14 protein-coding genes are annotated in these 13,203 nt (G+C 43.0%); 8 read left to right on the top strand and 6 right to left on the bottom strand.

Annotated features, from left to right (window positions below):
• Positions 1-55 precede the first annotated feature (55 nt).
• From ACJVC5_RS10380 to ACJVC5_RS10370, 3 genes are all read left to right on the top strand, one after another.
• Positions 56-1,153: a tryptophan 2,3-dioxygenase family protein gene (locus ACJVC5_RS10380; RefSeq protein ID WP_408095438.1), complete on the top strand. Its 1,098-nt coding sequence runs from the start codon at positions 56-58 to the stop codon at positions 1,151-1,153.
• On the top strand, positions 1,134-2,336 hold the full coding sequence (locus ACJVC5_RS10375; protein WP_408095437.1) for an aminotransferase class V-fold PLP-dependent enzyme: 1,203 nt from the start codon (positions 1,134-1,136) through the stop codon (positions 2,334-2,336). The genes ACJVC5_RS10380 and ACJVC5_RS10375 overlap by 20 nt, the downstream gene beginning before the upstream one ends.
• A gap of 86 nt (positions 2,337-2,422) precedes the next feature.
• The gene (locus tag ACJVC5_RS10370; RefSeq protein WP_408095436.1) at positions 2,423-2,584 is read left to right on the top strand and encodes a hypothetical protein; all 162 of its coding nucleotides are present in this window, start codon (positions 2,423-2,425) and stop codon (positions 2,582-2,584) included.
• Here ACJVC5_RS10370 and murD read toward each other — a convergent pair.
• Positions 2,581-3,894 (bottom strand): UDP-N-acetylmuramoyl-L-alanine--D-glutamate ligase, encoded by a 1,314-nt coding sequence (gene murD, locus ACJVC5_RS10365; RefSeq protein ID WP_408095435.1) that lies wholly within the window; start codon positions 3,892-3,894, stop codon positions 2,581-2,583. The genes ACJVC5_RS10370 and murD overlap by 4 nt on opposite strands.
• Positions 3,895-3,917: 23 nt before the next feature.
• Between murD and ACJVC5_RS10360 the strand changes: the two genes are divergently transcribed.
• Together ACJVC5_RS10360 and ACJVC5_RS10355 are read left to right on the top strand one after the other, a co-directional pair.
• Entirely contained in the window at positions 3,918-5,156 is a 1,239-nt protein-coding gene (locus ACJVC5_RS10360) for a methyltransferase (RefSeq protein ID WP_408095434.1), read from the top strand.
• 26 nt (positions 5,157-5,182) lie between these two features.
• Complete coding sequence (locus ACJVC5_RS10355; protein ID WP_408095433.1) at positions 5,183-5,962, top strand: fatty acid desaturase family protein; 780 nt, start codon at positions 5,183-5,185, stop codon at positions 5,960-5,962.
• Positions 5,963-5,964: 2 nt separating this feature from the next.
• Here ACJVC5_RS10355 and ACJVC5_RS10350 read toward each other — a convergent pair whose 3' ends face one another.
• Positions 5,965-6,741, bottom strand: coding sequence for an S-adenosylmethionine decarboxylase (locus ACJVC5_RS10350; protein ID WP_408095432.1), 777 nt, complete (start codon positions 6,739-6,741; stop codon positions 5,965-5,967).
• A gap of 116 nt (positions 6,742-6,857) precedes the next feature.
• Positions 6,858-7,847: a malate dehydrogenase gene (locus ACJVC5_RS10345; RefSeq protein ID WP_408095431.1), complete on the bottom strand. Its 990-nt coding sequence runs from the start codon at positions 7,845-7,847 to the stop codon at positions 6,858-6,860.
• Positions 7,848-7,996: 149 nt separating this feature from the next.
• Between ACJVC5_RS10345 and ACJVC5_RS10340 the strand changes: the two genes are divergently transcribed.
• On the top strand, positions 7,997-8,737 hold the full coding sequence (locus tag ACJVC5_RS10340) for a hypothetical protein (RefSeq protein WP_408095430.1): 741 nt from the start codon (positions 7,997-7,999) through the stop codon (positions 8,735-8,737).
• A 58-nt stretch (positions 8,738-8,795) separates the two neighbouring features.
• Here ACJVC5_RS10340 and ACJVC5_RS10335 read toward each other — a convergent pair whose 3' ends face one another.
• Positions 8,796-9,140: a helix-turn-helix domain-containing protein gene (locus ACJVC5_RS10335; protein WP_408095429.1), complete on the bottom strand. Its 345-nt coding sequence runs from the start codon at positions 9,138-9,140 to the stop codon at positions 8,796-8,798.
• A gap of 133 nt (positions 9,141-9,273) precedes the next feature.
• Here ACJVC5_RS10335 and ACJVC5_RS10330 point away from each other — a divergent pair, with 133 nt between their 5' ends.
• Positions 9,274-10,032, top strand: coding sequence for an exodeoxyribonuclease III (locus ACJVC5_RS10330; RefSeq protein ID WP_408095428.1), 759 nt, complete (start codon positions 9,274-9,276; stop codon positions 10,030-10,032).
• Here ACJVC5_RS10330 and ACJVC5_RS10325 read toward each other — a convergent pair.
• Both ACJVC5_RS10325 and ACJVC5_RS10320 read right to left on the bottom strand, forming a co-directional pair.
• Positions 10,024-10,389 carry a response regulator gene (locus tag ACJVC5_RS10325; RefSeq protein WP_408095427.1) on the bottom strand — a complete coding sequence of 122 codons (366 nt, stop codon included), beginning with the start codon at positions 10,387-10,389 and terminating at the stop codon, positions 10,024-10,026. The two genes, ACJVC5_RS10330 and ACJVC5_RS10325, sit on opposite strands and share 9 nt — an antisense overlap.
• Positions 10,390-10,542: 153 nt before the next feature.
• Positions 10,543-11,835 (bottom strand): amidohydrolase family protein, encoded by a 1,293-nt coding sequence (locus ACJVC5_RS10320; protein WP_408095426.1) that lies wholly within the window; start codon positions 11,833-11,835, stop codon positions 10,543-10,545.
• A 54-nt stretch (positions 11,836-11,889) separates the two neighbouring features.
• Here ACJVC5_RS10320 and ACJVC5_RS10315 point away from each other — a divergent pair, with 54 nt between their 5' ends.
• A complete protein-coding gene (locus ACJVC5_RS10315) occupies positions 11,890-13,200 on the top strand; it encodes an NfeD family protein (RefSeq protein ID WP_408095425.1) in 1,311 nt (436 codons plus the stop codon).
• Positions 13,201-13,203: the final 3 nt, after the last annotated feature.

Here is a 13,203-nt window from a genome sequence, read left to right as displayed (position 1 = left end):
AGAATATCCTCGTTTAAATAAATTACTCCCCTCCGACATCCTTGGGAAGGCTTAAATGAAAATCCAGACTCCAGTTTATTACGGTGACTACCTGCAACTCCCTAAAATCCTGAGCGCTCAGGCCCCAGAGAGTACTAAATATGGGAAAACCGCCCATGATGAGACCCTATTCATCATCATTCACCAGGCCTATGAGCTGTGGTTTAAACAGATTCTTCACGAACTCAATTCGGTTCGAGAAATCATGCAGCAGCCATTCGTTCCCTCAACGGATTTGTCGGTTATCATTGCTCGTATTGAACGAGTGACCACCATTCAACAACTCTTGATTGATCAGATTCAGGTGATGGAAACCATGACGTCACTGGACTTCATGGAATTCAGAGATTATCTGGTTCCCGCATCAGGTTTCCAAAGCATTCAATTCAAACTCATCGAAGCGATTCTTGGCATTAAGTCCCAGCATCGTATGGAAGTTGAAAAGCAATTCTTCAACTCTCGCTTAAAAGCGGAAGACAAAAAACTTCTGGAAGCAGAAGAAGCGAAGATCAGTATCTTTGAACTTCTTGAAGCTTGGCTCGAAAGAATGCCTTTCAGTCAGTTTGAAGATTTCGATTTCTGGGGAGAATACTCTCAGGCGGTAGACAAGATGCTGAAGCAAGACCGCGAGATCATCTCTAATAACCCGGTTCTTGATGATCGTACACGCACGATGGAACTTAAAAACCTGGACATGACTCAGAACACTTTCAACACTCTTCTCGATTCAAGTTTATATACAGCTTGGCAAGGAGAGGGAAAAGTCCGCCTCTCTCAAAAAGCGATGCTTTCGGCCGTGTTCATTTATCTTTATCGTGATTATCCTGCTCTTCAAATGCCATTTAGAATTCTGAACGCACTGGTTGAAGTGGATGAAAAATTCACGACCTGGCGTTACCGTCACGCCATTATGGTTCAAAGAATTCTTGGAACCAAAATTGGAACTGGTGGATCTTCAGGTCACGAATACCTAAGATCAACCACAGAGAGAAATCGCGCTTTCATTGATTTCTTTAATCTCGCCACGTTCCTTATTCCGAAATCTATGATTCCGACACTTCCTCAAAACATTAAGGACCAACTGGACATCGTGTATGACTCATTCAGATCATAAGCGATACTACACAAGATTCTTAAACGGTCACGAAGGGAAACTTCATTTCGCGGCCCACTCTCATCACTTCTGGCCCGATGTCACCAGAGAAGCACAACTTCGCTATTGGGACGATACGGCCCTCGCGAGTGATGAAAAATGGAACAAGGTCTTTGGTGAAGTGATGCCGAAAGCCCAGAAGCATATTGCTGAGATTTTAAAACTCAAAGATCCTCATCAAATTGTTTTCGCTCCCAATACGCATGAACTTTCCACTCGTCTTCTGTCACTTTTTGTAGGCAGACCGGGTCTTTCAGTTCTTACCACCAGTAACGAATTTCATTCATGGAGAAGGCAAATTCTTCGTCTCTCTGAGATCCCTGAAGTGAATGTCAGCATTGTTTCTTCAGAAAACTTCATGAAAGATCGTCGCGGTGTGATTAATGAACTCAAAAAAGAACTCACTAAAAAACCAGATGTGTTTTTTTTAAGCCAGGTCTTTTTTGATTCTGGTGTTGCCTTCACAGATGAAGAGCTTTTGGAAATTTCGGAAGCAGTTGAATCACCTACGCTGATGGTGGTCGACGGCTATCATGGCTTTGCAGCCATTCCAACTGACCTCTCTCAATTGGAAGGCAAGATCTTCTACCTTGGTGGCGGTTATAAATACGGCCAGGGAGGTGAAGGTGTGGGCTTCATGGTAATCCCAAAAGGTAACTGGCGCCCGGCCTACACAGGTTGGTTTGCCGAATATGCCCATCTGACTAAACCCCAAGGAGCCTTAGTCGGTTACTCGGATGACTGGATGGCCTTTATGGGTGCTACTCAGGACCCTTCAGGACTCTACCGTTTTAATGCCACCTGGGACCTCTTTAAATCTGAGTATCTCACGGTTGAAGCGATTCATAACTTTGTTCGCGACCTTCAGATGGAATTCTTGAAGGCCATTCCTAAGACCTTTATAGCTGGCAATAACCTCACCCCGTTATTTGACCTGAATCTTAAGTGGCACGGGCACTTTTTGACCTTTGAAGCGGCCACTTTAGAAGAAGCTGAGGACATTCAAGAGGCCTTAAAAAAAGCCAGAGTTCTTATAGATCGTCGAGGGAAACGCCTGAGATTTGGTTTTGGACTTTATCACAACAAGGCCGATGTTCATCAGCTTCTTGAGCGCCTCGGAAACTTGGCAGTAAAAACTCAATAATCTTTGACTAAAAACTCTAAGGTTTTCATTTAATGTGCCGATATGGCCCTAAGAGACAATAACTTTGATTGTTATTTGGGGCATATATGGGTGTAAAACTAGGTTCGATTGTGGTGGTTTTGATGGTGTTTTTCATCGCCAAAATTTCATTTGAAACTGCAATGGCCGAGAAAGCACCTGAGCACGTAAACGAAAGATCTCCTGCCTCAATCGACCAAAGCTATAACGATCACATGAATCGTCACTAAAAAGCTTCTTTCGCCCAGGCCTTAAACTTCTCTCCACGATCCACATAATTTTTGAATTGATCAAACGAAGGAAATGCTGGTGAAAAAACCAGGTTGCCTTTGAGGCCCTTTGCTTTCTGAAACACCGTTTGAAGATCCCCTGCTTTCTCAATCACAAAATCATTTCCAAGCTCTTGGTATAAACGCTCAGTCACGTCACCAATGGTGAAGATCTTGGCGATCCTGCCCTTAAACGGAAGGAGATCTGGGAGAAGTTTGTCATTCTCGTTACGAAGCTTTCCACCAAGGATCAAGTACAATGGCTCGCTTGAGTCTTTGAAGGCATTAATCGCAGTTGTCGTCGCTAAAGAGTTCGTCGACTTGGCGTCGTTATAAATCGTGAGCCCATCTTTCGATAGTACGTATTCCAGACGGTGAGCAACTCCCGAAAACTCATTGATAAATTTTTGAAAGAGTTCTTTTAAATTCGGAATGTTTAAAAGTCTTAATACTTCATAGGCGGCAAAGAAGTTTGCTTCATTGTGTTCACCACGAGCACGGGCCTGTGAGAAATCAAACATACTCTTAAATTCTGCCGGCAAACTGCCTTTGGTAAAATACGTGCGCTTGGCCGGATGATCTTTAATGTCATCCAGATACGGATTCTCAGTTCCAAGAATAAGATGATCTTCACCAGTCATATTCATGAGCATATTAAACTTTGCTTTAGCATAATCATGAACCGCATCGTAGCGCTCAGAATGATTTGGGAAAACGTTTAAGATCAAACCAATCTTCGGATGGAATTCTTTAATGGTCTCAAGCTGAAAACTTGAAACTTCAATGACGGCATAATCAACTTTCTCACCGGACACAGCGAGATCACAATACGGGACACCAATATTGCCGCCACAGAACACACTCTTACCGGCCATTTTAAGGGCCTCAGCAATCATGGTGGTGGTGGTGGTTTTTCCATTTGTTCCCGTGATAGCAATCACCGGAATATCTTTAGTCACGCGGTAAGCGTATTCAATCTCAGAAACAATTGGCACACCCTTCTCGACGGCTTTTTTAAGGGCCGGATGAGTGGTCGGTATTCCCGGAGAAATAACGATTTCATCCATTTTATGAAAATGCTGAGCGAAGTCCTCTTCGGAAGCACAGGCACAGGTTCCACAAATATCGGCCAATTGCTCGGCCTCCCACCAGGTCTGTACCGGACCTTTATTCACGGCATAGAAGTCTTGCTTGTATTTTTTAGCGAGTTTAAGGGCCGCTTTACCGGATTTTCCCATCCCGTAGATGGCCACTTTATTTATCTTGTTCATAAGCTGTGATATACCCTTTCGAAATGAATCACCGAGAACGTTTCCAAGAGATTTTGGATTTTTTAAAACCATATCAAAGAATATGGCAAAACGAAATCATGCTGATGTATCCAAATCCATTGGAAGGGTACCCTATGGAATGGATCGAAGATTTACGGCGCTTCCAGAATAAGGAAGACGTGATCCGACTGGAAAAGAAGGATGTTTTTGATTATATCGAATCCCCTTCTCTCATTAAGTTTTACAAACGGATTGAAGAACTTTCCCAAGTGCCTCAAATTCCAAACTACGAGAAGATGCCAGAAGAGCCTTGGACCTGGTTATTCATGATTCCTAAAAAGCAGCATGAAATCCGTCGTCTCGCCCCTCACTTAAATCATCTCTACCATACCCATAAGATTGATCAGGTGTTGGACATCGGAGGTGGAATTGGTTATCTCGCGCAGACCCTAAATAACCAATACAAATTGAAAGTCACGTCCCTCGACATGAACCCGGAACTGCAAAAAACAGGTACAGAGATTCATATCAAGAACGCCAAAGATCCTTCCAATAAGGTCCAGTACAAAAATGTTAAGGTCAGTGACCAGGGTGAGTTTGTAGAAATCCTAAAGCAAAACGTGATGCCGGTAGGACTCCACACCTGTGGTCGCCTTGCTCTTGATATCATCAAAGTCAGTAGCTCAAAAAAAGTTCCGGCCCTGGTAAACTTTGGCTGCTGCTACCACACTCTGGATAAATCTGATCTGCAAAACATCTCAAAGTTCGCACAAGGATTCGATGAGCGATTGGACATGCACAAGTTTGCTTTAACACTTGCTTGTCGAGCTCACCGAAAAATGGATGAGAAAGATTTTGATCTGAAACAGAAGGTGAAGTATTTCCGCTACGCCATTCATATTCTTCTTCACGATCATTACGACATTAAGGAACTCGTGACTCTAGGGAACTCTTCACCCAAGCTCTACGACAAAAGTTTTGGTCATTATGCACTTGAGCAGTTCAAGCGAATTAACCTTGAACCTCGTCATACGGAAGAGGAATTAAATGCCTTCTTCGCCCACCCGGATTTAAAACTTTTAATCGACCGTATGCTGGCGGCCGGGATGATCCGTAACGCCTTCGGACGAGTTATGGAATTGTATCTCCAGCTAGATAGAGCGATTTTCTTAGAGGAACAGGGCTATCAGGTGACCGTTCAGGAATTCTTTGAAGAAGAGCTTTCTCCTCGGAATATTGGTATTACGGCCACTCTTTCTTAAAATCTGAATTCGCATACAATATTCGTATGCTTAAACATTCATCGAAAGACATATATTTAGTCATTGAAGCAATCTTCCAGTTCACACTTTTAGTATTACCTTTTGTGACACCTCTAAGCCACGGTGTGCTCATGATTCTGGTCATTATCAATGTCTATATGGTGGGGACAAACTATCAATGTGTGTCTCACAACTTTATTCATCTGCCGTTTTTCAAGAGTAATCTCTTAAATCAAATGTTCTCGGTTTTTAATTCCGTTGGCATTGGTATCCCACAGTCGGCCTACAGACTTCATCATCTCCAGCATCACCGTTACAACAATCAGCCAGACAAAGATGATTCTTCAACTCGTCGACATGGAAAAGACGGCAAAGATGAAAACATCATCGCCTATTCAGTGCTGGGAGTTTTTAGAACCGACGTTCCCGGACTCATTTCAGAAGCGGCCAAGAAATCAAAACTGGTTTTCGTTGAAATACTTTTCATGTTGGCGTTCTCCGGAGTCCTTCTCGCGCTCAACTGGAAACTATTCCTCGCCTATATCGTTCCGAGTATTTTTTTAGGCCAGGTGTTCGCTCTCTGGGAAAACCACTGCGAGCATCATCACGCTGATCCTTACGACCGCAAACGCGATTCAGTCAGCTGTTACAATTCATTCTATAATTGGATTTGGTTCAACAACGGCTACCATCAGGAGCATCACTTCTCTCCTCAGGTTCACTGGACAAAAATTCCAGAAGTAAAAAACAACCTTCCAGATGATCGAGTCATCGTGAAAGGCTGTCATTTAACAAATAGTTTTTGAAATTAGTTCAGGTGGAACACTTCTTTCATTTCGTCTTTAAGAAGCGCCATTTTGTGATCGATATCTGGGTGATTACGATCGTTTGGATCTAGAAGATAGTTCTCTGGGCCCATTGGCTTAATCATAAGCTTTGTTTGCCAGATATTATCGTTCGCAAGGTTAAGGTCCTGACGGTATCTATACAACTCCAGTACTTCAGGCTTAATGAAGTCTTGAATTGAGTTGAAGTAGTGATCGTTATAGATCTTTTTACCGTTCTCAAGACGAGTGTAACCACGAACAACGTAATCAATGTAGACCACGTCACACTCAAATACTTCAAACATATAGTTCAAAGCTCTAAGTGGAATGATTTCTCCACAAGTCGCAACATCCAGGTCCAGACGGAAAGTACAGATACCTTCAGGATCCGAAGCATCCGGATAAGTGTGAGTTGTGATGTGAGATTTATCCAAGTGCATTTTAACTGCGGCCTGACCTTGCGGACCAACTTCCCAGTTACCACCGCCCTTGATGTCAGACATCAACGTCATAGTCGAAGCACCGACCGGTTCATAGTCCTGAACAGTTTCCGAAAGGATATTAGCCTCGATAATTTCACATACTTTACGAGCGATCAGACCAATGTTCTTAGCACTGTATTTAGTGTGAATGTAGTTAATGTAATCCTGCTTCTGCTGTTCATTCATAGCAATGCAGAAGTCGTAAAAATTGAACGACAAAATCTTCGTTAAATTATTAAACCCGGAAAGCTTGATCGTTTCCTGCATGTTACTCATAAGCAAGGCCCTCTCACATTAAAAAAAACGTAGAGCCTTTTATAGGGAATTAGGGGGGATATGACAAGAAAAAAGGGCCCAAAGCGTTACGCTCTGGGCGCCCTGATATTGGTAGCTTAGATTAGACCTAGAGATTTTACAGCATCACGCTCGCCACGAAGTTCGTCGAGAGTAAGTTTGAACTTTTCTTGACCAAATTCATTATGCTTAATGCCTTCGATAACTTTGATTTTTCCGCCTTCTGTACGACATGGGAAAGAGAAGATCAGTCCCTTATCAACACCGTACTCTCCATTCGAAGCAAGACACATTGAGTATGTCTGACCTGCCGGAGTTTCATGAACAAGATTATAAATCCCGTCGATCGCAGCGTTCGCAGCTGAAGCAGCTGATGAAAGACCACGCGCTTTAATGATCGCTGCCCCTCGCTGTTGAACAGTCTTAATGAAATCACCTTTTAACCATTCAAGGTCTGAGATCACTTCAGTTACTGCTTTACCATTAATTGAAGCGTTGAAGAAATCTGGGTATTGAGTAGCAGAGTGGTTACCCCAAATTGTTAGGTTCTTCACTGCTGAAACATCTGCACCTGCTTTAAGAGCAAGTTGTGCTTTCGCACGGTTCTCATCAAGAGTTGTCATCGCGAAGAAACGATCAGAAGGAATTCCTTTAGCAGCATTCATAGCGATAAGAGCGTTTGTATTACATGGGTTACCCACAACAAACACTTTTACGTCTGAAGCGGCACTTTTCTCAATCGCTTTACCTTGAGCTGTGAAGATACCGCCGTTAATTTTTAGAAGATCCGAACGCTCCATACCTTCTTTACGAGGAACTGATCCCACGCAAACTACGAAGTTAGCATCTTTGAATGCGGTATTAAGATCTGAAGTTAAAACGATATTTTTAAGAAGTGGGAATGCACAGTCTTCAAGTTCCATCGCCACACCTTTAAGTGCAGGAAGAGCTTGTTCAAGCTCAAGAAGCTGAAGCTCAACTTCCGTTTCAGGTCCTAGCATTTGTCCCGAAGCAATTCTGAAAAGAATTGCATATCCAATCTGTCCGGCAGCACCAGTGACAGCAACTTTTACTCTTCTTTTGGCCACAAAAACCTCCACTCAATATGAGTTAAATAATTGAGAGTATTATATGCCAAACCACCCCTCGAATCACGTTTTATTCGTCTCGCCTAGACAAATTCTTGGCTTGAAGCATAGTATTAAGACTTAAAAAGTTTTCATCCAAGGTGTAACCAGTGAGCGAATCACGGAATAATTCAAATAACCCGAATCCTAATCCTAACCCAGGACAAGGAGGGGGCGGCAACCGCAGACGTCGTCATCGCGGCAACCGAGGCGGTGGAGGCCAGCAGAGTCATCAAGACGGGCAAAACCGTCAAGCAAACCGTCCAGAAAGCAATGCCAATCGTCCTCAGGGCGGGCAGAACCGAAATCAGGCCCCAAGACAAGGCCAGAACGCTCCGGCCGGTCCGAAGGCAGCGTCGGCCGAAAATCGCAATAGAGGCCACCAGGCGGGTTCTAGAACCCAAGGAAGCCGTAACCGTCGGGGCAGCGGTCGTGTTTTAACCACGAATCAAGTCCTGGTTAAGTACGACAACCTACTTGAGCAACACTTGATCACCCGTAGAAAGTATTACGAGTATTTTAACCGCGTGGATGAGCGTCAGCTGTACAAGCTTGAAAAGAACTTCTTTGACAGCATTGAGCATCTTCGTCGCTTTGAGGCCAATCTAGAGCCTTGGCAGCGTGAGGCCCTGGAAAAGCGTAAAACTGAGCGCTACAAGCTTGATCTCACCTACTCTAATAATCGCGGCTGGAATCCGGAAGAAATTGCCAAAGAGGGTTTCCAACCAGATGAAAATGAAGATCCGCATTTCAAAGACTCTCAAAAAGAAGCTTTCGAAGAATACAAAGAGGATACGGAAGAATCTGAGGGAACTTTTGAAGACTATCTAAAACTGAAAGGTCTTGCCTAAAAAATAAAAGGTCAGGCAATGCCTGACCTTCATCAAAAAAAATTCAATAAATTAACGATTAAATTCCGTCTGTACCTGTAGCACCGTAAGTTGCTACATGAGCTGTTGTTTGTACTTCAGCTTTTTCTTTCTTAGAAGGCTTGATGTTGTAGAGGTAGTTATTAAGAGTCTCTTCTTGGTCTTTGAGAATAGCAGCTTTCAATTCTTCAGCAGGGATATCGAGAACTTCAGATACTTTGCGAAGCATTTTAAGAGGGATATTACAAAGAGCACGCTCTACGTTTGAAATGAATTGACCATTCTTATAGCCAAGTAAATGAGAAAGCTCAGACTGAGAGTAACCTTTTGGATGATTCATTCTTTTTGTACGAATAAGCTGAGCAATGTTCTTAAAGCAACGCATGTGTTCTCCGTCTAGGTTGGGGCGAGATTCAAAATAATATTCATTTTTTCTAGAATGTCATTCACCATTCACAAAAAAATTATTATCTATCTTATCGACCTTCTTTTTTGAAAATAACTAGGAAAAATTTTTTATGAAGCTAATTTCGTGGAATGTTAACGGTATACGCTCTGTGTATAATAAAGGATTTCTTGAATGGTTCACTAAGGAATCACCAAATATCTTATGCCTACAAGAGACAAAAGCTAACTTCGATCAGTTTCCTCTTGAAATCAGAGAAATGAAGGAGCATGAGATTTTTCATAGTTCCGCTGAAAAAAAAGGCTATTCAGGTGTTGCCACATTTTCTCGAGAGAAAATCCTTGACACGAAAAATATTGAAAAACATTGTTTCGATTCAGAAGGACGTGTTCTCATTCACGAACTCGAAGAATTTTATCTCTTGAATTGCTACTTTCCGAATGGGCAACGTGATCATAAAAGAGTCCCTTTCAAGATGGAATTTTGTGATGACGTTCTTGCGAAGATGAATGAACTTCGAAAGAAAAAACCCATCATCATCACTGGTGACTTCAATACTGCTCACAAAGAAATTGATCTCGCCAATCCTAAGACCAATCAAAAAACCACTGGTTTCCTTCCGAATGAGAGAGCGTGGATGGATAAATTTATTGGCGAAGGCTATGTGGATATTTTCCGTCATCTCAATCCGGAGAAAACAGGTGCCTATACATGGTGGAGTAACATGCCCGGTGTGCGGGCCAGAAACGTTGGATGGAGGATCGATTACTTCTTCATCACACCAGATTTACTTCCAAGAGTAAAAGATGCCTACATCAAACCAGATGTTATGGGTTCAGATCACTGTCCAATTGTTTTGGAATTAAACTGAAAGCATCTCTTTAACTTTGGCCACCAACTCCTGAAAGCGAATTGGTTTATAAATCACGAGATCGAAATCGGATCGGCTTTTCTCTGATCCGAAATCTTCTATGTTGCCTGTGACGAGTACAATGCGTCCTGAATAGAGACCTTCGCTTCTCACGATACGAAATAATTCAGGCCCGCTTCCCGTCGGCATTTTTGCGTCCGAGATAATCAGGTCATATTTATTGGCCCTGATTAAGGCCAATGCTTCCTGAAAATCTGAACATGTTTCGATCGGAAGATTTTCTTCTTCGAAAAATGTGGCAGCTAGATCCAGAAGATCTACTTCATCATCAATGTACAAAATGCGAGGGGAGTTCATTCTTCTCTCAATTTTTTAGGTAGTCGAATTATGTCCCTAACCTGAGTCAGCAGACTAAAAGATCCGCAATTTTCCATGAGTTCAGTAACTTAATCCAACTACCTTAGGAGACGTTTTTTTAATGGTTTATCTAAAACTGGCCACTTTAAGAGGCTATTTAGAAAGGGCCTTCCCACAAAAGTAGACATCCTTCACTAGACCCTCGTAACCATGACGGTCCTTACGGTGAGGAGTAATGAGGTCACTTAAAAGGGCCTCAGCACCTTTAGGATTACTATCTTTTGGAAGTGGCACAACGATGAAGCTCGCCTCTTTGCCTTTGTTAAGGTTACCAGTGGCCTTGCCCTGACCCAAAATCTCAGCACCAGCAAGAGTTGAACGGTAAAGGGCCTTTACAAATGTGGCCTCTTTCTTCTTATGTTGATCGACAAAACTTCTCATCACATCAAACATAGATAAGAAAGGTCCGCCACCGATATCAGAACCAAGTGCCCATCTTACTTTGCTCTTTTCAACTTGTTTAAAGTTAAAAAGACCTGAACCAAGTCCTTTCTCTTCGATAGGAGCGTTTGATGTTGGACAGTGAACAACACTGGTCTTCGTTTTGCTAAGAGTTTGAAGCTCTTTGCTTGAAAGGTGAATACCATGTCCCATCAGTGATCTCTCACCTAGCATGCCAGTTTTCTCGTAAATTTCTGTGTAGCTCTTCACTTTTTCAAAACCAGGAAGATTACGGTAAATCGACAAAACGAAATCAATTTCAGCAGGAGTCTCAGACAAGTGAGTTTGCTTAAAGCACTTCGCTTTATCGGCCATCTTACTTCCCTCTTTCATCACTTTCGGAGTCGTCGTGATCGCAAAGCGCGGAGTGAAGCAGTGTTTTTTGCCAAACTTTTTAATCAGTTTCTGAGTCAGTTTCAGAGATGATTCTTCTGATTGAGTCAGGGCCTCTGGTGAATTCATATTCATGATCACGTTACCGATCACAAAGTGTCCCTTGGCCTTTTTCATGGCCGCATCTACGGCATGTTCGTGAATTGAGCTATAGCACGCGCCACCCAGAGTTCCGTGACGAACAAGCTTTTGGAAAAATAGTTCAGCGCGCTTCTTCGCGTAGGCCTTATCTGCAAATTTCATCTCAGTTGGGAAAGTGTATTTTTCAAGCCACTCAAGAAGAGAATCTTTAGGCATCTCCCTTACATCGTCCTGTACCCAGTGAAAGTGCATATCGAAGAACCCTGGCATGATCACAGCATGACCAAAATCAGTCGTGTTACGCTTATTCATCTTCGCGCCGTATTTCTTGACTCCTTTCTCTAAAGGAAGGACGTCTTTGATCTTTGTGCCTTCAACTGCAAGAAGACCATTGGTATAGAAGTCACATTCTTTATCATTTTGAGGATTAAGAATGGTTGCGATATAAAATTTCATTTTTTGCGTTGCCATAGGCGACCCTTTTAACTTGTACGTGTGTCTGGTTTTCATTAACCTAAGATGTATATGAGACAGAGAATAATACTGCAGTTTTTGGTTTTTGTCTTGGGAGTTTTGCCTTTAACGGGGCTTTGTTCAGACTATGTGGTGAACGAGATCAGTCTGTTGAGCATAAATTCCGCCATTACTCCCGCCTCCTATGATTATCTGAACCAACATTTCAAAGCTTTGCCTAAGACCTCCCTGATTGTGCTTAAAATGAACACACCAGGTGGCCTGGTTACGACCACGAAAGATATTATCACCATGTTTGGCCGTGAGAAAAGACCGGTCGTCGTCTGGATCACTCCGGAAGGGGCCTCAGCTTCAAGTGCCGGGGCGATTATTGCATCGGCTTCTCATTTTCTCTTCATGTCTCCAGGCTCAAATATTGGAGCAGCAACTCCTGTAGGTCTGGGTGAGGACATAAAAGAAGGTGATGGGCGCCAAAAGGCCATGAACGATTTGGCGGCACTGGTGCGCTCACTGAGCACATCCCGCGGTCGCCCTTCTCTGCCCTTTGAAAAAATGATTACCGAGGCCGAGTCCTATACAGACGCTGAGGCAATAAAACTTGGAATCATCAATGGAGTCATTTCTAACGAGCAGGATCTGATTACTTATCTCGATGGGAAAACCCTTTCTCTTGATGGCGAAGTAAAAACATTAAAACTTAGTCATAATCTTCAATTCAAAGAATACGAAGCGACGATGGGACAAAAACTTTTAGAAGTTCTGGCCAACCCTTCGACGGCCTACTTTCTTTTTTTAATTGGTGTGGCGCTGATTTACTTTGAACTGCAAGCACCAGGTGGATATGTGTCGGGGGCCTTCGGAGTGGCCTTTATCATTCTTGCCGCCATCGCTTTTCAGGTTCTTCCTCTGGACTGGGGCTCAATGGGTCTTATCGTTCTCGGAATCGCCTTACTCATTTTAGAAGTGTTCATAACCAGCTATGGCCTTCTCTCTGTTGCTGGACTCGCGGCCTTCGTTGTGGGCTCTCTCTTCTTATTTCACGGAGACTCTGGTTACATTTCAGTTGAATATCCGGTACTCTTGTCGACTCTGGCAGGTGTTGCAACGGCCATTGGCCTTATTGTTTGGTATCTTTGGAACGATAAGAAAAAACAAAAAAGCCCGGGCGACTTTTTTCTTCCGACCGGGGCCAAAGGATTTGTTCTCACTCGTCTTTCTGGTGACCAATATCAGGTAAAAGTTCTGGGTGAAATCTGGAACGCCGAGGCCCAGGAGAATATTGAAATTGGTGATCAAGTGGAAGTCACTTCCGTTGATCCAAAACAGTTACTTATAAAAATTAAAAAGACATCTCACTCATAAGGA

Origin of the sequence: Peredibacter sp. HCB2-198 (genome assembly GCF_045999315.1) — a bacterium.
Taxonomy (GTDB): Bacteria; Bdellovibrionota; Bacteriovoracia; order Bacteriovoracales; family Bacteriovoracaceae; genus Peredibacter.
Note: the sequence above shows the minus strand (reverse complement) of the source record. Positions and strands in the feature narration are given on the sequence as shown.